A 23,818-nucleotide genomic window follows, 5' to 3' on the forward strand; every position below is an offset into this window, starting at 1 on the left:
ATTAATCTAACATAAGTTTTACTTTGATAAATTGCTTATCAATAGCAAAATATGCAGCATCATGCTCTATTTCAGGTTCTCTAGAGTTATATGGTTTATCCATGTACATTTGATCAGATACCTTTAAATTAAATAGAGCTGTTTTTATATTATCCTTAATAAGTCGTGGCAAACCAATTCGATTTTTGGCCATATATTGATGATCACCTGCAATAACGAAGTGGATTCCTACTTCTGTCCCTGCATTTATTAAGGTCAAAAATTCCTCCTCTGTTAGGAGTGCTTTCTTTTCAAAAACTTCCATATTCGTTATATAGACTAACCATTTATTTAAAGTTTGTGCATCCGCGTTTTGCCTTTTTTGGATTTCAAAAAGCAAGTCTTCCTTTACTTCAGAAAACAACTCTTCATTTACAATACTTGCATTGAACTCTCCTGGCACATGTTCAAGTAACTTATCATTATCAATAATCATGGTATCGATATTTGAATCCATTAAGCTTATTCCTCGAAGAATAGATTTTTTTAATAGAAACAAAGTTCGAGGTTGTTCGCCAAAAACTGCTAAATTTCCACAATAATTTAAATCAAAAGGTACGGAACTTACCTCTTCAAAATCTACGCCAAGTGGTAAAGCCCCCATCTCAACCTGTTCACGAACTTGTTTTTTCTTCCTAAACTCATCAAAGTACAACACTTCCGGCACCATCGGAATCTCCTCTGGTAACTCACCAGACCAATACTCCGCCATCTCTTGGGCTTCTTGTCTAATGCCCTCAATGATTTCCAATGGGTCTTCCCCTCGATTAGGTAAAGCCACTTGGATTGATTGAGCGCCGTCTTCTGTTTTAAAGAGGCCCCGTCCTGGCATATCTTCGATGATTAGATCGGTTCGACCAACGACGGAACGTGGTTCACTGTCATCGTTGAGTTTTAACGGAATTTGGACTTTGATATTCCCTTGTAACTGCACCCGCATAGCCGATTGACGACCAGCCGAAATCAGTAAGTGAATCCCCACTGCCGCACCTTCACGGGCAATCGAGGTAATCATTTTTTCCAGTATTTCTTCAAACTTGTTGCCTTTAATGCCTTCGTAACCATCGACTGGTAAGAAGATGATTGGTTCTTCGTTGCCGCTGGCTTTTTCATACATGCTTAAGCTGGCCACGGCGTACTCACTTAAGAGTTTTTTACGGCGTTTGACTTCGGCTTCCATCCGGCGGACAAACTTGCCGATTTTTTCTTCATCGTCAACGGTCATACTGTCTGCCGTGTGAGGCAGGGCTCTTAATGGCAGTAGGCCATTGGTCCCAAAATCCAGTAGATAGACGTGGAGGCGCTCAGGGTTGTGAATCCGGGCCAGTCCCATGACGATGGTTTGAATAAAGCTGGATTTCCCGTAACCTGGGCTTGAATACACGGCTAGATGGCCGTCTTTACTTAAGTCGATGGCCAGGGTTTCCTGGGCTTGACGGCTTGGTAAATCAATCGTTCCTAAGACTGGCACCAGTGGTTGTTTCTCTCCTTGCCAGTTCGCCTGATAGTTAAGGTCTTGCAAATCAGGTAAATACACCCGCTCAGGCAATGGGGGTAACCAAGGGCTTGGTAAGGTCTCAATGGCTTGTTCCTCCACGATGACTTTAATGCCTTGAACCACCGCATCCAATTCAGTCGGGATTTGTTTCACGTCTTCCACATCTTCCAACCCACTTAAGTCCTCACTGAGAATCTCGTACTGACCTAAGTCATTGATGCGATAAATTGTGTGATCTTCAATTTGTTGATCGTCTTTATCCGGTTGATAATCCGCACCACTCCAAGCGCTTTGGAACAATTCGTAAATCTCATTGTTACCGACTTGTAGGTACGCACGACCTGGTTGGGTAATTTCCGCGGCATCAGCGGTTTTTAACATTTCCATAGAATCGGAACGATCGGCTACTTTAAGGGCTAATTTAAATTTCGAGTTACTCCAAATTTGGTCATCAACGACCCCTGATGGTTTTTGAGTCGCTAGGATTAAGTGAATCCCTAGAGAACGACCAATCCGGGCAGTGGACACTAGTTCCGCCATAAATTCAGGCTGTTCCGACTTTAATTCCGCAAACTCATCACTGATTAAGAAGAGATGGGGCATCGGTTCCTTGACGTCGCCACTCTTATATAATTTTTGATACTGATTAATATGGTTGACGTCATTTTCTGAGAAGAGACGCTGACGTCGTTTTAGTTCGGCATTAATCGAAATCAAGGCACGCATACTTTGAGCCCCATCCAAGTTGGTGATGGTTCCCAGTAAGTGAGGCAGATCACGGAATAAATTGGCCATGCCCCCACCTTTGTAGTCAATCAGCAAGAACGCCACGTCATAAGGATGGAAATTGACGGCTAAACTAATGATGTAACTTTGAACGATTTCCGATTTACCAGAACCAGTGGTCCCAGCGACCAACCCATGAGGCCCGTGGGCTTTTTCATGAAGGTTTAAGTTGACGATATCGTCTTTGCCACGTAAGCCTAAAGGAACGGCTAAACTCTTATGGGGCGAGTGTTCCGCCCAACGACTTAGGACATTTAATTCTTCAAAGCGCTCCACACCGTATAATTCCATAAAGGTCACGGTCTCGGGAATACTGCTCTTAAGATTTTGCAGATGATTTAACGGCGCCAACAAACGTGGCAGTTCCTCTTTGTCACAGTCCACTGGGAAATGATCCAGCTCAAAGGTGTCACTTTTTAGATTGCCTTCTTCTAAGACTAGTACCCCAGTATTGCGGTCGCGAATATCGATGACCGTCTTGACATTTTCCGACAAGCTACTCATGACGTCTTGGACAAAGATCACACTACAGCCCAATTCAGATGGGTCTTCTGTAAAGAATTCCATGATGACATGGTCGAGAATCAGTTTTTCATCCGTCACCATGACCACATAGTGAGGAGAAAAAATTGTGCTGTCTCGTTTGTTTTTTTCTTCATTTAAGGTATTTTGACGGTTTTTTAAGATTTGGTTTAAACTATTTAACACTTGGTCACGGCTTCGTTGGTTGTAAACAAACCCACGAACATTCATCTCCTGTAAGGAAGCGTGTGGCAACCAGCGCATCCATTCCCACTCTGGTAATTCTTCTTCTGGGAAAATCGTCACCAACTGTAAATCATGGTAGCTGTGGAACATCGCCAGCTGGTTAACTAATAGTTGCAGCTGTTCGATGACTAGAGGGCGAGGGCCGATATACCCCACAGGGCCATTCATTAAATTAGCGGTCGAAGGCATGCCGGTAATCGTCAAGCTCTTTTGATAAAGCTCAAAGCCACGCTCTTCTAAATCATCGCCTTTTTTCTCACGCTCAGCATTCGAGTACTTGATTTTACTTGAAGTCGCCACGTCCCCTAAGCCTAAACGGTAATACAAGAAATCAAAATGCAAGGGTGTTTTCTCGTAAATACGGTGGTTATAAGTTTTAGCTAAGACCGTTAACTCTTCAATCGATGGGTAATGATACAATTGCCCTGCTTTTTGTTCCTCATTTAATTCATGCATTTCAATTGATTTGAGGGTTAAGTATAATTCATAGCTTTCACGACGATCGATAACATCTTGCTTATAGTCTCTGCGAGTTTTAATAAAACTGGTAATGGAGAAAACAATCGTCACTAAAGTTGTGGCCGCAGTGGCAATCACCATGATGCCACGTTTCATAATAAAGGCCATGACCAGTGTCATAATAAACATAATCACTGGTGGAATTAAGGTTTTTAATAGCTGATCCGTTGGTTTTTTGATTTCTTCCGGCGGTGGATTAACAGCCTTTTCCCCTTCTGGTTCACGATAAATAATCCGCGGCGAGCGATGAAAGTCTGGATAATCAGCGTATGTGATATAACGGGAGGTAAAAATTTGACTTAAGCTGTTGTGAGTCACCAGATGACTGGAAATCAACAGTTCCTTTTCAAACACTTTAATCAACTGACTGCCGACAGCCAGTTCGTCGCCCATCTCCAACAGGAAGTCGGCTGACGCAACCAGACTGTTATTGTGATACAAGGGGCCTCCTAGATTAGTAACCTGCCAGCCTCTTTCGACTTGTGTCAGGACAACCTGAATATCCGCTGTCACGGTTAAATCAGCGCCCTTATCAGTGCCAATCCGCAATTCCGTTTTCCCTAAGGTATCGTAAATTTCCAAGGGAGCCGCAGGGGTCAACCAGATAGCCACGTCACCAAGGGCTGGAAAGTCCTGCTGGCCCTCTGATAAGGTTAGGGTTTGATCCTCCGACCTTAGAACCCAGCCGTCCTCATAGGACAGGGCCCAGTCAGACAAAGTCTCCTGATTCCCCACAGTGACTAAAATATCATGGGCCAACTGATAGGTATTACCTGGCTCCAAGTGTTTTTGATAGCGGTAACCGTCTAAATAGAGGGTTAAGATCATTTCTGTCATGTCTACTGGCCTCCAGACGTATCAGTGGCAGCTTCTTCAGGGTTCAAGCTTTTTTCACGTTTTTCGTCGTATTTTTTATAGTCGCCTTCAAATTTATCAATTTGTTCTTCACGCTCGGTTCCACTTAAATCAGAGTCATTTCTGACTTGTTCAATTTTTTGCATTAAGCCATATAAAATCAAATCAGAGTCTTCTAATTTTTTGGCAATATCCAAGGCTTCATCCAGATTACCGCGACCATTTTCAATCCAATAGCCTAAATAATCTTCGTCAGATTTTAAGCTAATGTTATTTAAGATAATCGTCTTCTGTTTATCTGAAAAATCTTTCCCTTGAACAAAGGAATAGGCTAAGGTGTATTTTTGTGAATAAGGAACGGCGTTGGTTTCAATCGGTTCCAAGGTGGTAATTACGGCTTCATAATCATTTTTCAAAAAGGCAGTATCAGCGGACAAAATCTTCGCTTGAAATGGCTCTCTGAAAAACAGGAAATAACCAACGGGAATCGCCAAAAGAATCGCCAGCACCCCAAACCAAATAGCCAGTTGTTGATACACCCGGTATTTGCGCTTTGGTACTTTTCTCATGCGGCGTTGATCGTCGGCTACATCTTGTTGGTAGGCCTCTTTTAAATAAGCAATCAATGGCTCAAAAGATTCTGCCCCCATCACCGCTTTGGCAAATTTACTGCCACGATACGTATCCAAATTGCCATCATACAATTCAGAAAAGCTCTTTTTGCCTTCCATCAAAGACAAGATGAAACACTTGTATTGTCTCAATAAATCCTCTTCGGTAATCGCCTTGGGCGGCATCTTGCCGCTTAACCCCCGATAAGCCAATTTAGGCATTAAGTTGCTGTCAAATAAGACATTTTCAGGATGGATAAAAAAGCTAATGGGCAATGCCAACAAGTCTTTCATTTCACCTAGATTAATCAAGGCTCGTAATTTTTGAGGTCTCTCTTGACCTTTTAACCTATCCGCATTCACATATTCCGGGTCAATAAAATAAGTAAAGGTGACTCTATCTTCTTCCCAATGGAAGCTAGATGGTAATAATTGGGCATTGCTCAACGTTAAAATCGACAAATCTTTTTCATCATGAACCAATACGTCACTTTGTTTTAAGGTCAATTCCCAAGTGGTGGCTTCTTTTTCTATGGTAAAGGGGTGTTTATCAAATTCAAATTCACTAGTTGTCATACGGGGCTTCCTCCAAAATTTCAATAATATCGCCAGTTGTTACCGGGTAGTTCTTTAGTACCTGATTTTCATCCAACAAGATTCCTTTATTTTTCACTTTAATTTGATATTTAGGCGCTCTGTTATCAAAACCAAAAATTTTATTGACTTCTTTCACCAGCTGATGAATACTAATTTTAACCGGTATTCTTAGATCAACTGGTGGTAATTGGCCATTTTGATAGTTTAGCGTCACATTGATATGTTCATCTTTCCCTGACATCTTCTTACCTCTTTTTCATATAAAAGTAGACACCCGTCGTTCCTATTATGACAATCCCTAAACCAACTAATAAGGATGGAACGTTCATCTTCGTGTCTTTACTCTCTTTTAATTTGTCCTGAGCGTCTCCCATATAATACATTTTCGCTTCAGCTTGAAACACGTCATTTTTATCGTGGGCTTTAAGCTTTATCGCTTTTTGTTTGAAAAGTGACTCCTTGGTCTCTAAGACCTCCTGGTCCGCTTTCTTTTTGGCTTCTGCTAATTTTTTGATGTTCTGCTCATTAAATAATTGCTCATTGTTTTTTTGATTGGTCACTTTTTTATCTTCACCATCAGATTCGATCCGCTCAACCTTTAATTCCAAATTATTTTCTTCAATCTCATCCAGTGCACGAACCGGCACTGGATGACTGACTAGCAAGAACAGAAATAGGCTGGCAATCATTATTTTTTTCATTCGACTGCCTCCTGGACTTTTTGCGAGCGCCAAATAACTAAGTTTAGGATGATCCCAACCACGATGACCAAGGCTAACAAAATCATGGTAAAACCGCTAATGGATTGTTTGGAGAAAAAGCTCATTAAAATCGTTTCACTTTGAGACAGTGGGTTGATTTTTTTGATAAATGCCCCAAATTCATTTAAAGCGGAGGTCTTGCCAACGGCACTTGTTAAGAAGACATAGCTCGTTAGTAAGAATAAACTAATGGCTAAGCCAAAAATCTTCAATTGTTTGATCAAGAAATGATTAATCAACGTAAAGATTAGCATGATGGAGGTAATCACAACCACCCACAGCAACTTCTCTTCTTGGGAAATCCCTAAGGCTTGCTCACTTAGAACACTAAAAATCAACCCTAAGATTGTACCTGAAACGACCACAAAGACCGTATTCAGAATATTATCTGAAATCCACAAACGATCGCGCTCAAACAACTCCTTGACTCTGACACCTAAGTTTTGCGTGGCAAAGGCATAGGCGGTAAATAAACTCACAGCAAACAACATTAAAATCCAAGTAAAAGGCTTGTAAACTTCCGCTGATTTAACGGTGGATTCATGTGTGGCCGTTATTGGATTTGCCAAGAATTTTAAGAAAGTCTCATTAGGCACCCCATCTCGTTGAGCTTGGCTCATGACGGTGGCAAATGTGCCATAAAAATTATTGTTATTGGCTAGCTCTTCTTCAAATTTATCTAACACACTGTTGGCGTTGTCAGCTAGTTCTTTACTTGTTTGTTCCGCTGATTCGACTTCGGTATTAAATTCGGTGAAGACCTCTTTAACCGATTCTGATTCTTTAATATTACTTTCAGAGTATTCTTTAATTCCCTGACTGGTTTCCAGCAAGCTGGCCATGGTCTCTTTATTGGCACTGATGCTCATATCGGTAGATTCATTGACTGAACTAACTTTCGATTCATTCGATTGCACATTGGACAATAAACTTCTGATTTGCTCAATGCTATCCAATTGAGAGGACACATTCTTTTGTAGCGCCAAAGTATTTTGGTTAATCTCACCTAAGCGGGTTTCAAGAGGCCCAAATTGCTGAGCAATGGTTCCAGCTTTTATTTCCAAATATTGAAAGACTTTTAACTGCTCCGCAAATTCTTCTTTAAAACAATAATAAATCAAATCTTCCATCATGCTGTAAACACTTTGTTCAAACAGATCTTCGGTAAATAGTTCTTCACTAATGGTGTCATCAATTTGATCGACGACCACTGTTTCGAATAGTAAATTAACTTTACGGTAGACTTCTAATAGTTTGGTTTTCGCTGCAGCCGCATCCGCTATGGCGTTTAAATATTTGTCTGAATGAAGCCACGCATAATCGACAGGCAATGCGGCAGAGTATAAGCCTTCATAACCAAACCCCGGATCGATAAGTGATTGGGACAAGCGGAAAGTAACACTGATATCATCTGCCGTTTCTGTCTCATGGTTGGTGATTGCGGGCATATTAATAAATTCATAAACCACCTTAACCTCAACGTCTATTGGTTTGGCAACTGTCTCTCGTAACACGAAATGAAAATCAGTTAAATCGCTGAGTTTCGAATACGTTTCAGTTGGCATTTCTACCCGTTTAATCACCACATTCGCATTAGGAGTAATCATTCCCCTCACATCTTCGTATCCCGGAATTTTAAACATTACTTCATATTCTTTTCCTAACAAACTACTATTGGGTCCCACAAGTTCTTCATAATCGGTGAATTCTTTCACCAATTGACTTTCATACTCATCATCATAAGCCCGCGGAAACTCTTCCCCTGTTTTCGTTTCAATGTCACTAATCTTTTGATCAATTTGTGCCATTGCTAGATTAAGTTCAGTTTGTTCACTCTCCGTCAATTGTCGTGCAACCAAGTCAGAAATCCCACTAGAGGGTAAGGTCTTGTAGATGTTTTCTAAATCAGCTAAGCTCTGTGTGCGAGCGCTAATTTCCTTATCGTACTGCTCCCTCTTAAACTCTTTATACGCTTTGATAATGTCTTGAATTTCTTTATTGGCTTCCGCACTCTTAATGCTATTCCCTTCATCCTCTTGGAAAAGGTCCTTAAGCTTTAACTCTTTCGCTCTTTCTCCTTCAACATTCCCAAAAAAGTACATCATCATTTGATCAGAAAAACGGGCTTTAATGGTTGCTTCATCCACATCTAATCGTTGTTTGCCTTTTTCGATTTGTTTGACTAAGGACAACTCATCCATGGTTGGGGTATCTTTGTCATTGGGTATCGCCATAAAATTTTGTTTAATATCGCCTATTTGCGTCACAAAGGCATCTTGGGTTAAGTTATCCCCTAGATTTGTTTGATAAAAGATATCCAAACTACGTAGTTCCTCGTACATGGCATTCGTTTCGTCACTTAAAACGGTCGTATCCATCTCGCTTAAGGCCACTAAAAATTCCTCATAGGTGATTTTATCTTCCGCTCGTTTGGCTAATAATTCCTCTAACTGAGTGTCATAACTTTTTTGCGAATCAATAAATGACCCATAACTGTCGGTATAAGACTCCAATGATTTAGTTAAGGCATCATTATAACCGCTAGCGCTGGACGATTGACTGACTAGCGCTGGCAAGTAATTTTGAAAATCGACGGCTGGCTGAAACACGTTATTTTTATAGTTAGCCACGTATTCGCCTTGATTTTTGGCTACTTTGCCAATGTTTACTTGGGCGCTATAGAGATTGTCCAAGACACTGGCGGTGTACATATCTACCAGTTGCTTATCCAAGTCACTGACAATCTTAGTTCCCACTTTATTGGATTCATTTTCGATTTCTGCATTCCCATTTGAATTCACTTTATAATTAATGTTTAGCTTTTCAGGATTACTTTCTTGAATCGAGAGTAACTTCCCTGAAAAATTACTTGGAATAATAATCATCAATTGGTATTTATCATTTTTTAAGCCATTTTCCGCAATCCCGCGGCTGACAACATAATAGTTATGAGCCTCATCTTTTTCAATTTTCTTTATATAGTTAGCTGCTAGTTGAATATCTTTCTCTCCTAGCAGGGTACCTTCATCTTCATTGACAAGCGCCACATTAAGTCGGATCTCTTCTTTGGCTTTCTTCTCTTGTAACTGTTCACTCTGTTGAACTTCCCGGTTCAATTGAATGAATAAAAAAAGTAGTATCGAAATTGACAGAATTATTTTCACACCAGAAAAAAATTTCTTTTTATTCACTTTTCATCCCTCTTTAAGACTAAAATTAAAAAGGGAAGGGAACATTCTCCCTCCCCTTTTTCGGTTTAACTAGCCATTAATTTGTGAAGCAATATCTCTATCTGTTTGTTCCACGATTTCAGCAACTTTCTTAAGTTGTGTATCGATGTCTTCAAGTAATTGAGAAAACTCTTGAATTTTTGGAGTTAAGGCTTGGAATTGGTCATCAAAGCTTCTGAATGCCGCTCCATCCCAGTTAGATCTGATTGTTTCTTGTTCTTGTGTTAACATTTGAAGTGTTTCAGTGATATTCTGAGACCCTTGTTTGTACTTTGATGCGGATGCTACTAGTTCTGCTGGTGTTAATTTAATTTGACTCATTTTCGTACCTCCGAATTTTAGTTAGTTACTTTTTTATTGTACGTTATATAAACAACCATTACAATACACATTTAAAATGATTCTATTTTTTTTCGATGATTAAACGAATTAGCAATACATTTAATTACAACTGATCATTAATCCTCTTTTTATGCATCATAAGCACCATCATACCTAAGATACCTGTTCCTAACCACATCATACTCTCAGCAACCAACTCACCTGTTTTAGGTAAACTGGAACTGCCTGATGACCCTAATTTACTTGAGCCACTGTTCGTTCCTTTAGTCGACAGACCTGAGCCAGTATTTGTGCCTTTGCTATTTCCAACGGTACCATTATCATCATCCTCTTCTTCAATGGGAACTGGGGCATTAGTCGCTTGATAAGTTAAGTTCACCGTTCCAACACCTTGTTTGTATGGTAAAGCAGACGGTGCCACTGCCGCTCGATAAGACAAACTGCGTAATGAAAGTACAACAGGTTCAATGTACTCATATTTGACATAGGTATAGCCTTCTATTTTTTTAGGTTCGTTCTGCGGATTTGTATTTAGATTCAGAGTCGTCCCTACTTTGCCAATATACTCATCTGATTCTACCGTTGTTATTTTTTTGCCCGTTTGATCAAAATAATTAACCACGATTTTGCCAAACTGTTCTTTTGGTGTCAACTTCGCATTAACACTGACCACTGCATCCTTTGGATTATTGGTTTGATAGGTATACACTAATGCCGTTGGGGCACCGTCACCAAACCCATTAAAACGAGCAATGCCATTTTCATGATCCCAAACTAAACGGTTGGATAAATTGTCGGTGTTTAACACAATGTTCTTAAAGTCTTCCTTGTCAATTTTACCATCAAAGGAAATTTCCCAGGCGTTGTTCTTCCATTCAACCACCATTCCTGGTGTTTGTTTATCCGCTTGGAAACTTGCCAAACTAAGATTCTTTTCTGTGTTCAGATGAGACAACTTGTTCTCATTTAAATTAACATCCGTTAATTTATCATTCGAACTGAGATCGAGTGTTTCCAACAATCCGCCTCGCAGGTTAAGTACTTTTAACTCAGGAGCTGACGCTAAATCAATTTTTTTCATTTGATGATTCGTGATTTTCAACGTCTCCAACTTTGGAACGTCATCCAATGTCACACCAGTAAGCCCATTGGCTGTTTCCAGTAACAGATCTTTTAACAATGGTGCGCCATCAATCACTACACTAGTTAATTCTTTACTACCATTCATGGAAATCAATGTTAGTCTTTTTAAACCATTAATAACTAAACTGCCAGCACCGCCATCTTTATAGATTAACTCTTTTAGATTTGGTGTGGTGTCATCCTTTAGATTAATTTTCGCTACAATTGACTTAGATAAATCAATAGTTTCCAACACTTTGTTAGCACCAAACTGCACCGTCGCAAGTTTTGGATTGCCAGCTAACTTTAAGGTTTTTAAACTAGCTAAACCAGACACATCCACTGTTGTTAACTTGGCATTTTCCGCCTGAACTTCAGCTAAACTACTATTTTTAATTAAATTTAATTCCGTGATTTTAGTATTGTTCGCAACTAATTTTGTTAAATTAGTTGTTTTAGTCACATCTAGTTCGGTCAGTGCCGTATCTGAGACGCTTAACTCAATTAAGGATATTGCAGTTTCCACATTTAGCTCTGTAAGTGCCGTTTTAGACACATTTAAATGGGTCAGTTTAGTAGTTGCTTCAACATTCAGGTCTTTTATTTCCGTGCTGGATACATCTAAATACGTTAAGCTCGTCGCATTGGCAACATTTAAAGCTTTTAAAGACGTTCCAGATAAAACCAGCCGCTCAATTTGGGTATTAGATTCTAAATCCAACGTTTCTAAACTGGCAACACCTTCTAGTTCTAGTTGTTTTAATTTAGGGCTTTTACTGGCATCCAACGTTTTGATCACGGTTCCCGTTAAGCCTAATTCTTCCAACTCTGCTAGTTCACCTAACTGAACGTCTGACAAAACACTTGAATCTTTTAAGTTTAAAACTTTCAACCCTTTAAGACTGCTGACATCAATTTTAGTTAAATTAGAGTTCATTATAACGACATTTTTTAAAAGAGGTTGCTCACCAAACACAACGGTTGTTAAGTCAGTCTCCTTATCCACAGTTAACTTTTCCAGGTTAGGCAAGGTACTCACGTCTAAATCTTTAAAACCAGAGATTTTGAGAGACAATTCCTTAATATCCTCACCAAAATACTCAATGCCTTTTAAGCTTTTAATATTGGCTAAATCAATTCTGGCAATTGGGTTAATTTTAGCGTCAAAGTCAATCGGATCATCTTCCTTATATCCGTTATCTAACCAACTAATCACCCAACTTCTGAAGATTGGATCTGGGAAATGGGCCTCATCTATGGTGATCCCATCTTCATAAGTAGCTGAAGAGACCCCAGATGATTGTTTCTTTTTCTTTTTCTTTGCTGGAGCAGCACTGCTCTCAGTTGTTTGACTCTCCACAAAGGGTATCTCAACAAGCTCACTACTTGTTTCTAATTCGCTACTGGCTGGAATCTCCGTCGTTTGAGAACTTTCCTCTGTTGGTACCTCTTGCTCTGAACTGCTCTCTACTGCAGAACTGGTTTCAACCGTTTCGACTTTCTCCGCTCCATCGCTTGCCACTTCACTGGCAAGGGTCAAAACAGGGTGAGACACCAAGCTTAAAATAAAATAACCTGTAAACAATTTTGCTAAACCATTATTTTTCAAACCTTTTGCTCCTTTTTTCAAACAGTAATTATTCTTATTTTAATAATAATCTAAAATGGAGCGTTTTTCAATCGTTTTTAACATAATTTTTCAAACACATCCATTTTTTTTGATATTCATGCTATTTTTTTTCAGGATTAACTCATAAATAGAGGGCTTAAACACTCTTAATCCCTTTAATAAAGCCTATCTCTGATTTAATTGCGACTTCTGTGTATTAATCATTAAATTAAACTATATTCAATAACAAAAAACCAAAAACATTTTATAAATTTATAGTTATTTAATAATCACCCGTTAATTGAAAAACTCTGATTTTATCCCTTTTTTATCAATAAAAAATGGTTAACTTTTTTGCCCTATTATCTGAAAGCATCGTTAAAACACTCAAAAGACTAACTATTTAATAGTCCAAATAACTCATAATATCAGGCCCTCTCATCTACCAAAAAAAAAATGGCAACTAATGTCGCCATTCCCCGAGAACTATTTCACTTTTATCCCTAATTTGCTTATAAAAATCGCCATTTGTTCTTCACTTATGGTGGCACCTTTCAGACGATCCAAATCAACTGTTAGCTGTTCGAAATGACAACTACTTAGGTCCACCCCTTTTAAAAGGGTTCCTTCAAAGTTTGTCAGTTCCAATGAACAACTCAAAAACTTAACTTGGTTGAAGTCTTGTTTATAAAAGTCTGCGCTCTCTAAATTACAGCTGTCATAGGTTACATGCTGTTGCTTAGAGCCTTCAAACATACTCAAGGACACGTTGCATTCTCTAAACAATGTATGGTTCAAATAAGACTCTGGAAACTTAGTGCCTAAAAACTTACAGCCATGAAATTCCACTCGATTAAAATAACACTTCGATAAGTCTGAATTCGAAAAATCACAATTTGTAAAAATTGTATCAATCACTTCTATTTTTTCCAAATCACTGTTAAGCAGGGTTAAATTACTCAGTCGACTTTGAGCGATTTGCAGTTGCTTAAGACTTATTGACTCATACACTTCTTGGGACAGTTCCCCTTGATAAATTTCAGGGTCTTCCAGATCAAGATATGTCGCAAAACTAGTAGGGGTTAATCTATCGGGAATTCGTGGTTGATCCATGTTGATTCCTCCTTGTAATGTATTGATATGCGGCATTTGGCTCACCACCTCTCGTTTATTGTATCATTCTTTCAAAAAAAAGAACCTCTTCTCCTTTGACTTTTTTTTTGTCTTTGTTAACTTTTTAAAGACATTTTCTCCCTAAGAGTAAAAGTGAATATGGCTTAGAATATACCTACATGCCACTACCTTTTGTAGCAGCTTTTACTTTGCTTATTTCCCCTCTAGTCAACGTCACTTCAAGATAATCCATCTGCTGGGAGCCTTTCCTTAAAATCAATTGTTCTTTTAACGGATTATCGCTATACTGTACTGAGTAAGATACTCTAATTATAAAAGGTTCGTTTAAAGTCAATAAAACATGGAGAAAAAAGAAGTAGGAGTCTCTAACATGACAAAAATAATAAAGCGTTACTACATTCAGAAATTAACCATGCGACTGACCCTGACGTTCGATTAGGACTAACTAAACTGTTAATGGGATTGGAAAATGAGGAAAGGTTAAGCAGAAAAAGATCCTTTTTCTTCATTCTTGTTGGGATCATTCTTGTTACTTCACTCTTCTTTTTTTTAGGCAATAAAGATCCTAAAAAAGGGACCAAGGCTTATCAACATGTGAAAACAGCTGAGACATCTTTACCGCAAACAAGTAGTAGCTCTCTCCCGGAAACAAAAGAACCTCTCTTAGAAACACAATTATCGACACCACAAATTGAAAGATGGGTCCTAGCTATTTTAGAGTATACGCCAACTCCCCCTACCAAATATCTTTTAACGATTAAGATAGACAATACCGATGAGTTTAGCCTAAAAAATTCTGTCAATGAGACGTCTAGTTTATTTTCACGTATGGAGTAGTTCTTATTACGCATAGTGCGAGGGAGAATAGAGTACGATGTAACAGAAAACGAATCATTGTTAAACCCATGAAAAAAAATAAATAGTGAAACAGAAGGTGAGCGTTACGTTGAATATCACAGAGAACTTGTATACAGAACTTAAAAAAAATAAAGAAGACTATGTATTTATCGGTGAACAAGCCGATATTATTTATAACTTATCAAAATATTGTGCCACAAATTCGGAGACTCTTTTTTGGTTTTTGGGAGGTCCACTTTTATGGTTATTTAGTTGGCGTTCAAAGAGTAAACAATACAAAGAAGATCATATTTCAAAAACAGAGAAACACATCATCCACTGTTTATCTCGTTACGATCGTACATTTAAAAATGGTTATTGTGTACTGGTAAGAAAAGATGATTAAAAGCAAGGAGACGATTAGGAAAACGTTGCGTTCTGTCGAAACTCTTTAAGCAAAGACAAAAACTCCTATATCAAGAACTAGAAATAACTGTCCTGTCTCTGAATTGTCGCCGTCACCCAGCCTTACCAGATCCATTAGGATTAATTAAGTCGCTCCTAATCAAAAAATGCTTTGTCTCTTACTGTGTTATAACACAGCTATCCCCTACAAATTTGACACGCATCAAAGGCTCTCCTCTTTAGTAATATTTCGGTTCTCAATAGCGATTTAACCCCTGACCCTGAAACCCGCTTCTCCACCAAGAACTGATCATCGATTTAAGCAGTCTCTAAAATTTGATTATGCGAATTACGCAATTCAATAACGAATTTATTCAAATCCAATATGCCCTGTCACTCATTTTTCATTTCTTTGTTTAACAGATGAGAAATCATAATGAGCCAACCTATATAATTACAGCGTGGCCATTATTTCATGATAATACGTAGAATAGCTCTCGACCAATTTATGTGAATTCAAAACTCTACATATTTCTAAGGCGGTTTCTACTTTTTTTATCCCTTCAGATATATGGTTTGTTTTTAAAAGATAGAGTCCATGCGAGAACATCAGCAAATTTTTTTCATATAAATAAGTTTCTGAATTAATCAATTCGGAAATATATGTTTGAAAATGGAGACTTTTCGCGTTTTCATCACTTAAAAGACAAATAAGACTAGCGTTAAGTAGAATGCGAAGGACCAATTTCAGGTGTTTATCATTAGTGTGAAAGGTTTTTGTCTTATAAAAAAGTTCTTCAGATAACACTATTATTGTTTGTATTGGCATGGCTGATATGGAATTACCGAATAAAACAATTTCATAGTACGTCCAATCCTCGATGGAAAATAAATAATCGATGAGTAGTTCTACTTCACAGGTTTGAGTTTTTTTTAAATCATTCAGCTCGTCATTCATAATGGAGATCATGATGTAATTATATTGACTATTTTTATTACCTGAAAGTTCCCACTTCTTGAATTCTTCATCTGCGAGCGCTATCATTTTTTCGGGATCTCTGTTGGTATATGCCTGCTTTATATCTATTACTAATTGTTTCAACGAGCTATTTTTGTAATTACTGCTGAGAAACTCAAATTCTTCTACAGTTATATTGATTCTCTCTAGTAATTGCCCAAATTTTGTAATAGATAAGTTGCTCTCCCCTCGTTCAAATTTTGATAGTTGAGCAATTGATAAGATACCTTTTGCTACAGTTACAATTGTCATTTTTTTCTCAATTCTCATCTTTCTAAATACTTCACCATAACACATAATACACCCTCCATTCAATTATATTCTTAAATGAATATTGATGACCGATATGCTTACATAGTATAGTAATATCTAAGGTATATCAACTTTTTTTAGAAAGGAGGGAAAACCATGGGAATTATTATCAGCCCGCGTGGCGGAGGATTAGTCGTTATCGGATAAAAAATCTGCACTAGTCGACGTAATCTCGTTTGTACGAAGTAAAAGAGGGCTGTCGCAAAATTAGTCATCTAATTTTGCGACAGCCCCTTTTCCTATTTTTTAATTATTTAATAATCTACCAATGAATCTATTACACCGCATAAATATCCGTTGCAAGCTATACTCACCCTCTACTTTAAACGGTACTCTATATTGCAAGGCCTATACAGCCTTGCTGGAGAATAGCCACTAATAAAGTCTTCTCCTCCTTTGGCGCTATCGCCACATACTGAACGCCATTCAGCACCCCGGCTTGATAGCAAACTTTAGCAATGGATGATAATCAGTGGTTTGGTTTTGTCTATTGTACTAACATTGATAGCTTAAGAAAAACTTTGTGTCCTTTTATAGTTAATGGCTTGGTGGATACGGAAATCAAGGATAGTGCAAACTTTTCAAAAGATTTCAGAATTGCAAAGATAAGTTGATTCAAGCATGCATCAAGAAAGCTGGAACTATAAGTTTATGATTGTAAATAATTCTTATCATACTTGTCAGAAGAAGAAAATAAGTGAAAAACGATTAATGAACGGTGATTAAATGCTGAATAAGTATGACAAAGCTTTGTCACTACAATATATTTTAGTATAGGCATCTATAGGTATATTAATAGTCTGATTAAAAACGTGTGACTAACTTTTCAATTAGAGTATCCTAAATAATATAATTATGACGCTATTAAAATATCAGCTCCCTTCGTCTCCTGTTGCTAATTACTAAGAACAAGCTAACGATTCACAAATGTTAATATATCCCCTTGACTTGGAGTAAACTCCAAGTTGTATGCTAATACTATGTCGCTTACAAAGAAAGGAAGTCTTACAATGAGACAAACCTATACGGTTATTACCGGCGCCAGTTCTGGTATTGGCTATGCAACAGCTCTGGCCTTCGCCGATCGTCAACAGCCATTGATTCTAATCGCCCGTCGTGAAGAACGCTTGCACTTACTAAAAGAGGAAATACACGAAACTCAGCCAGAGCTTGAAGTCATTTTAAAGGTTTGTGACTTGAGCAACACTGAGAACTGCTTGGCATTGTATCAGGAATTAGCCACTTATTCCCTTAATACTTGGATTAACAATGCCGGATTTGGTCACTATGATCTGATGGCCCAACAACCTCTAGACAAAATACTCAATATGCTACAGTTAAACGTTGAAGCATTGACGCTTTTTTCAACACTCTTTGTTCGTGATTATCAAGATGTGCCAGGAGCACAATTGATTAATGTCTCTTCTTCTGGCGGTTACACCATCGTTCCTAACGCGGTGACTTATTGTGCCACTAAATTTTTTGTCAGCTCCCTGACCGAAGGAATTGCTCTAGAGCTCAAGCGTTTAGGTGCACCATTAACAGCTAAAGTTTTGGCCCCTTCTGCAACCGAAACTGAATTTGCCAATGTCGCCAACGACACCGACAACTATGACTATCAAAAAGGCTTTGGTCACTATCATACCAGCCAGGAAATGGCTGAATTTTTAATGGCTTTATATGACAGCTCCGCCGTTGTCGGTCGCGTTAATCGTGATAATTTTGAGCTTGAACTGACAGGTCCACTCCTTCATTATGTTGGCAAACCCACATCATAACCGCTTTTCAAATAACTACAAAAAAAACAAGTGATTTTTCGGGCAATAAATTTGTCAATTAAAACGTTACCATGCTATGATTTAGATACAATCAAGAAGGAGTTGAGCATTATGAATGTTGATGAATTAGTAGCAAGGGTGAAAGAACTGATTAATTCTGATAAATTTGAAGAAGCTAAACAATTTATTGAAGATCACAAAGATGAATTAGGCGATAAAGTCCATGATTTATCTGGACTATTCGGCGACAATGCTGACGGACTGATAGACAAAGTAAAAGGGTTTTTTAGCGGTAAATAATCTGATTGATAAAGCAACTCACAGGTCGATGTGGTTGCTTTTTTTAGTTACCTGACACGTCAAAAGCATTCATAAAGATTAACTTTTAACTAAGCCTTGTGATCATGAAAGCGAGGCTCTTTATTTATCGATAATTATGTGATATAGTTTTGAAGACTAGATGAAATAGTTTAGGAGATGTCTATGAAAAATAATCAAAAGAATTGGCAAGATAGTCTAAGAGAAATTCATCTACCTCGCTGGGATGAATTGCCCGATATTGAGATTTACATGGATCAACTGGTCACTCTCGTAGTGCGATACACCAGTCCCTTTAAAGTCGATCAACAAGCTGACCCTTTACTCACTGCAGCCATGGTTAATAACTATGTCAAACAAAAATTAATCCCACCACCTGAAAAGAAAAAATATAACCAGCGTCATTTGGCTCGTCTCGTCATTATCACCATTTTAAAGCAAGCCTTTGACTTGCCCATTGTTCAACTTGGGATTGATTGGCAGACTGATAGCGGTGATTATCAAAAAGCCTACAATCAATTTTGTACTCAAATGGAAGAGACCATCCGGCTGTTTCTAGTAGATGACCAGACTGAGAAATTTGAACTAAATGTAGTAGACATTGATTTTCTGCCCATTCAAATGGCAACCATTGCCCTTACTTCAAAATTAGTCGCTGAAAATACGTTACACACCCTAGCCAAAAACAAAGCAAACACGATATAAAAAAGGAGTTCTTAATTATGACAGAGAAAATTGCACTATTAGTAGACTCAGGGATGGATGTACCTCCTTCCGTATTGGAAAAAGAGGGTGTCTACGTCATTCCCTTAAATGTCATCTACAAAGATAAAACCTATATTGATAAAGTGACCATTACGTCAAAAGAAATTTATGACCGTCTCAGCGTGGAAATTCCCTCAACCTCCTTGCCAGATGGTCAGTCCATTAGTGATGTTTTTCAGAAAATTTTAGCCGATGGCTATAAAAAATTAGTTATTGCCACGATTTCCAGTGGTTTAAGTGGCACTCACAACATCTTACAATTGATGAGTAAGGATTACCCTCAAATTGATGTTCTGATGATTGACACAAAAAACATCGGAATCGGTGGCGGTCTCCAAGGTGTTTACGCTAAACGACTGATTGACGAAGGCTTAGATTTACCTGAGCTTAAAGAAAAACTAGAAAAAAATGTACTCAACACTCGGGTTTTCTTTAGTATCCCAACCTTAGAATACTTGAAAAAAGGTGGCCGGATTGGCCTTGTTTCATCCATCCTCGGCACAGCTCTTAACTTAAATCCGGTTATTTCTTGTAACCCAGATGGTATTTACCACACCGTTAGCAAAGCCCGTGGACGGAAACGTAGCTTGGATAAAATGCTCCATGTGGCTGAGGAATTTATCGGCAGTCACACTTCCTACGATATTGGGGTGGCCTATGGGAATTCAATTGAGGAAGCCCGTGAGTTTGCTGAAGCCGTTAAAGCTCGCTTGCCACATATTAAAGACTTTTTCTTTGATGAAGTCAGCCCCGCTCTCGGTATTCATACCGGCCCTGGGGTGATTGGCATGGGTGTCCAATTACGAACAGACTAATAAAAAGAAGAGGCAGGACCTTTGTCCTAACCTCTTCTTTTTGTTTCTCTATTTCGGTAAGTAAATGATAATTTTAAACATGTCACCGTCTACCACAATATCAAAACGCCCACCGTGTAAATTAATAATCGAGTTGGCGATGGCTAGACCTAAGCCTGACCCTTCAGTATTGCGAGCCTCATCGCCACGAGTAAAGCGTTCCACCAAACTGCTGGCATTTTCATTTAATTCATGAAGGGAAACATTTTTCAATTCAACCTTAACCTCGTGACCCAGATCTTCTAATTTTAAATACACTCGCGTCTGAGGCATCGCATACTTGATGACATTACCGATTAAGTTATCAAATACTCGCCACATCCGATCCCCATCAATCGCCAGCATCACTGGCTCTTCTGGCTTGCTGTACATCAGTTTTAAGTTTTTTTCCGTGAACTCTTCACCATATTCGGCAATCGATTGTTGCAGTAATTGGCCAAGATTAATGGTCTTTTTACTCAACTTAATTTCGCCGTTATTCATTTTGGTGACAGCGAATAAATCGTCAATTAAATTTTTCATCCGCATGGCTTTGCGATTAATAATTGCCGTGTATTCCTGACGATCCTCTTCTTTGAGATTCTCTTTTGTCAACAGGTCCCCATAAGAAATAATTGATGTCAGTGGGGTGCGCAAATCATGACTGACATTGGTCAGCAACTCCGTCTTAAGGTTTTCACTTCGTTGACGATTATCGTGAGTCGTGCTGATAATTTGATCGATATGAGCTAAATTTTCGCTAACATCCTCCCAAATTTCCGTCGGTTGAGCTTCTTCCTGGTTACGTTCCAGAATGTCTTGGGGACGTATTAATAGCTTCTTTAAGCGGTATTCTCTCATAATGAGAGGGACTGCCACAACGAGCATCATCATCGTCCAAATTATCAAAGCAAATTCTCCAGCAGAGCCTATCACCGTAATAAAGAAACTAAACAAACTGACCACTAATACATAACCTAGTACGAATAATAGTTTTAAGGTAACGGGTAAGCGTCCAATTAAGCGGCGGATTTTTTGGTTTCCCCTAACTAATAAACTTTGTTTTGCTTGTGTGGGAAAATCTGGGTAGCCCTCTGTTTTCTTAATCGCTAACCAGATGTTTTTACTTAAGCATAAGCCGCAAAAAATAGCACCATAAGCAAAAAGGAAAAAGAATACGGTCCCCATGGACATAATAGGTAGGCCTGGTGAGATCTGCCAGGTGATTAAGGCAATGAACCCCAATAAGCCTAATAGTAATAAGCGAACATCTAATGGGACTCTTTGGATAAAGGCAGCTTGTTCACTAAAGTAAACAGGTTCCCACATAAAGCGCAATGCCAAAATCCCCCCTACTACAAAAATAGCCAAACCAACCATAAAAATCAGGTCTTGCTTTTTTTCCTCTTGAGTCGCTTTTTGATTAATAGCAGCCACATCAGAGCCTTTCCGAGTGGCCACATAACCAGTCATTGAAAAACCGCCCCCTACTTCACTTTCAGTAAGCGTGGTCACTTCCAATAATTCTTCTGGAAAAGGAGCCCAAATGGCTGTTTTACCCACACTTAAGACTTTTTCTTTACTGATGGCCGCCTTAATGTCTTTCTCTTTACGGCTAAGTGGTTTTGTCCCTAAATTAGTCACAACAAACCCATCGTCTCCTGTAAAATAATAAACATAATTATCATCAACGTAGGTCGTATCTGTGTTTTTTAATCGTTTGATCGCTTTTGGCTGAGCTTTCAGCAAGCGTTCCGTGTCTCGTTTAACGATTTTTTTCTTAACCGCCTCATTGCTAGTATAATTCGATATAATGTCTAATAATTTTTCATCCCGCTCTGTTGTCAGCGTATTAACCAGTTTATCTTCCTTTTTTTCTTTAGCCGCTTTTAATAACCCTTTATATTGACTGTTAATATCTTGGACTTGTGATTCAAGATCTCCATATTCATAACGATAATTATCCACCAAATAACTGCTAACTAAATCCGTAGACAGTTTTTTTTCGTCTAATTTTTCCACATAATTCAAGACAAATTTAGGCCCTAACTCATTTTCTAATTGATAATCTTTATTCACCCTATCGTAGTTATTTCCTCTGTTATTTAACATCATCATACTACCGATGACTAATAAGAAGGTTGCCACAAAAAGTGTGTAACTATTTTTCCATTTTATAGCCAACGCCCCACACCACCTTTAAATTTTTCGGTTCCTTAGGATTCAACTCTATCTTCTCTCGAATTTTTCGGATATGAACTGAGACAGTATTGTCTGAATTAAAGCTAGGTTCTTCCCAGACAGATTCATAGATTTCATCAATCGAAAAGACACGTCCTGGATGGCTCATCAGTAACTCGGTTATTTTAAATTCGGTTTTAGTCATTTTAACTTCCTGACCTTCTACTTTAATGCTTTTGGCCACCTTATCCAATTCCAAGCCATTTAAGCGCAATACATCCTTTGACCCTTTTTCAAATTCACCTAATGTTAAGTAGCGCCGTAACATAGACTTGACCCGAGCCAATAATTCCATCGGGCTAAACGGTTTGGTTAAATAATCATCGGCCCCTACTTGTAGCCCATGAATTTTATCGATGTCTTCACTCTTGGCACTTAACATTAAGATAGGCACATTGTTTTCTTCCCGTATTTTATGAGTGGTAATAATCCCATCTAAGTTAGGCATCATAATATCTAAAATAATTAAATGAACCGTTCTTTCCTCTAGGGCTGCCAGCGCTTCTAGCCCGTCTCCCGCTTCAACTACTTGATAGTTCTCCTGTTCCAAATAAATGCGAATGGCTTGTCTAATTTCAACGTCGTCATCTACGACTAAAATAACTTTTTCCATCATTTCTCCTCCATGTCTCCTACTAATAAACTCGGTCATCTTATGGCAATTATAGCGACTAACTGTTAAGTTTTTCTCCGACATTTTCTTAAAACTTTCTTAAAGAAGGTTTTATCACTTCTAAACATATCACGTCTGTAAGCTGAAAAAAAGTAGAACTCATTATAATCATCAACCGACTGACAAATTAATGGCCCAACGCTTAACACGCCTCCAATAAACCACTGCCTCTAACTTTCCAGATTTGCTGCTAATTTTCCAGAAAAATAAAGTTTTCTGTCGGTATAGCTTAGAGTTACCGCCATTTTTAAAAAATCGTTGCCACTCAAAGGGCTTTTTTGGAAAGTTAAACCTCTTTTTGGAAAATTAACATTTCGACAACTACAATGGGGTATGGTATAAACAATAGTAAGTATGCCTAATTTATTACTCTCACTTTATAAATAACCACTCATCTGTACCCAATCGCTGGCATGTCGCCTTTAAAGGGATTGATTGAAACAACCTTTCATCAATTACTTTCAGCCGAATGACTGATAGTTATCAAGGGTTTGACAGCTTTCCACATAACAAAACAACTTCTTTTAATGTACGCTTTAAACGGACATCGTCGTTTCTTTGACAGTGGTTTGGATAACATTTTAGACGTGCTATGCTTCGTTAGTCATAACACTCTGATCGATTGAAGAAATAACAACTCATCTATACCCAATCGCTGGCATGTCGCTTTTAAAGGGATTGATTGAAACAACCTTTCATTAATTACTTTCAACCGAATGACTGATAGTTATCAAGGGTTTGACAGCTTTCCACATAACAAAACAACT

General features: G+C 38.4%; 17 protein-coding genes. 6 read left to right on the forward strand and 11 right to left on the reverse strand.

Features of this window, described 5'->3' with window-relative positions:
* Position 1: 1 nt before the first annotated feature.
* From essC to RWN13_RS20525, 8 genes are all read right to left on the reverse strand, one after another.
* On the reverse strand, positions 2-4,438 hold the full coding sequence (gene essC, locus RWN13_RS20490) for a type VII secretion protein EssC (protein ID WP_399553707.1): 4,437 nt from the start codon (positions 4,436-4,438) through the stop codon (positions 2-4).
* 11 nt (positions 4,439-4,449) lie between these two features.
* Complete coding sequence (gene essB, locus RWN13_RS20495; protein ID WP_314067562.1) at positions 4,450-5,652, reverse strand: type VII secretion protein EssB; 1,203 nt, start codon at positions 5,650-5,652, stop codon at positions 4,450-4,452.
* The gene (locus tag RWN13_RS20500; protein ID WP_314067563.1) at positions 5,642-5,914 is read right to left on the reverse strand and encodes an EsaB/YukD family protein; all 273 of its coding nucleotides are present in this window, start codon (positions 5,912-5,914) and stop codon (positions 5,642-5,644) included. The genes essB and RWN13_RS20500 overlap by 11 nt, the downstream gene beginning before the upstream one ends.
* 4 nt (positions 5,915-5,918) lie before the next feature.
* Positions 5,919-6,374: a type VII secretion EssA family protein gene (locus tag RWN13_RS20505; protein WP_314067564.1), complete on the reverse strand. Its 456-nt coding sequence runs from the start codon at positions 6,372-6,374 to the stop codon at positions 5,919-5,921.
* The gene (gene esaA / locus RWN13_RS20510; protein ID WP_314067566.1) at positions 6,371-9,625 is read right to left on the reverse strand and encodes a type VII secretion protein EsaA; all 3,255 of its coding nucleotides are present in this window, start codon (positions 9,623-9,625) and stop codon (positions 6,371-6,373) included. The genes RWN13_RS20505 and esaA overlap by 4 nt, the downstream gene beginning before the upstream one ends.
* Positions 9,626-9,694: 69 nt before the next feature.
* Positions 9,695-9,985, reverse strand: a complete 291-nt coding sequence (locus tag RWN13_RS20515) for a WXG100 family type VII secretion target (RefSeq protein WP_314067568.1) — start codon at positions 9,983-9,985, stop codon at positions 9,695-9,697.
* Between the two features lie 124 nt (positions 9,986-10,109).
* Positions 10,110-12,737, reverse strand: a complete 2,628-nt coding sequence (locus RWN13_RS20520; protein ID WP_314067570.1) for a MucBP domain-containing protein — start codon at positions 12,735-12,737, stop codon at positions 10,110-10,112.
* 486 nt (positions 12,738-13,223) lie between these two features.
* A complete protein-coding gene (locus RWN13_RS20525; RefSeq protein ID WP_314067572.1) occupies positions 13,224-13,850 on the reverse strand; it encodes a pentapeptide repeat-containing protein in 627 nt (208 codons plus the stop codon).
* Between the two features lie 477 nt (positions 13,851-14,327).
* On the opposite strand from RWN13_RS20525, the gene RWN13_RS20530 reads away from it, so the two are divergent.
* Together RWN13_RS20530 and RWN13_RS20535 are read left to right on the forward strand one after the other, a co-directional pair.
* Positions 14,328-14,708, forward strand: a complete 381-nt coding sequence (locus RWN13_RS20530) for a hypothetical protein (RefSeq protein ID WP_314067573.1) — start codon at positions 14,328-14,330, stop codon at positions 14,706-14,708.
* Positions 14,709-14,817: 109 nt separating this feature from the next.
* The gene (locus RWN13_RS20535) at positions 14,818-15,114 is read left to right on the forward strand and encodes a hypothetical protein (protein ID WP_314067575.1); all 297 of its coding nucleotides are present in this window, start codon (positions 14,818-14,820) and stop codon (positions 15,112-15,114) included.
* 453 nt (positions 15,115-15,567) lie between these two features.
* On the opposite strand, the gene RWN13_RS20540 is transcribed toward RWN13_RS20535, so the two are convergent.
* The gene (locus RWN13_RS20540) at positions 15,568-16,428 is read right to left on the reverse strand and encodes a helix-turn-helix domain-containing protein (protein ID WP_314067577.1); all 861 of its coding nucleotides are present in this window, start codon (positions 16,426-16,428) and stop codon (positions 15,568-15,570) included.
* 1,025 nt (positions 16,429-17,453) lie between these two features.
* Between RWN13_RS20540 and RWN13_RS20545 the strand changes: the two genes are divergently transcribed.
* The 4 genes from RWN13_RS20545 (at position 17,454) to RWN13_RS20560 (ending at position 20,119) form a co-directional block, all read left to right on the forward strand.
* Positions 17,454-18,221, forward strand: coding sequence for an SDR family NAD(P)-dependent oxidoreductase (locus tag RWN13_RS20545; protein WP_314067578.1), 768 nt, complete (start codon positions 17,454-17,456; stop codon positions 18,219-18,221).
* Between the two features lie 111 nt (positions 18,222-18,332).
* Positions 18,333-18,521, forward strand: a complete 189-nt coding sequence (locus tag RWN13_RS20550) for a hypothetical protein (RefSeq protein ID WP_314067579.1) — start codon at positions 18,333-18,335, stop codon at positions 18,519-18,521.
* Positions 18,522-18,704: 183 nt separating this feature from the next.
* Positions 18,705-19,244, forward strand: a complete 540-nt coding sequence (locus tag RWN13_RS20555) for a DUF1836 domain-containing protein (protein WP_314067580.1) — start codon at positions 18,705-18,707, stop codon at positions 19,242-19,244.
* A gap of 14 nt (positions 19,245-19,258) precedes the next feature.
* Positions 19,259-20,119: a DegV family protein gene (locus RWN13_RS20560; RefSeq protein ID WP_314067584.1), complete on the forward strand. Its 861-nt coding sequence runs from the start codon at positions 19,259-19,261 to the stop codon at positions 20,117-20,119.
* Between the two features lie 48 nt (positions 20,120-20,167).
* On the opposite strand, the gene RWN13_RS20565 is transcribed toward RWN13_RS20560, so the two are convergent.
* Both RWN13_RS20565 and RWN13_RS20570 read right to left on the reverse strand, forming a co-directional pair.
* Positions 20,168-22,321 carry a HAMP domain-containing sensor histidine kinase gene (locus tag RWN13_RS20565; protein WP_314067582.1) on the reverse strand — a complete coding sequence of 718 codons (2,154 nt, stop codon included), beginning with the start codon at positions 22,319-22,321 and terminating at the stop codon, positions 20,168-20,170.
* Positions 22,299-22,994 carry a response regulator transcription factor gene (locus tag RWN13_RS20570; RefSeq protein WP_399553706.1) on the reverse strand — a complete coding sequence of 232 codons (696 nt, stop codon included), beginning with the start codon at positions 22,992-22,994 and terminating at the stop codon, positions 22,299-22,301. The genes RWN13_RS20565 and RWN13_RS20570 overlap by 23 nt, the downstream gene beginning before the upstream one ends.
* Between the last annotated feature and the right edge of the window lie 824 nt (positions 22,995-23,818).

It is taken from the genome of uncultured Vagococcus sp. (assembly GCF_963518325.1).
In the GTDB taxonomy this organism is placed as follows: Bacteria; Bacillota; Bacilli; order Lactobacillales; family Vagococcaceae; genus Vagococcus_D.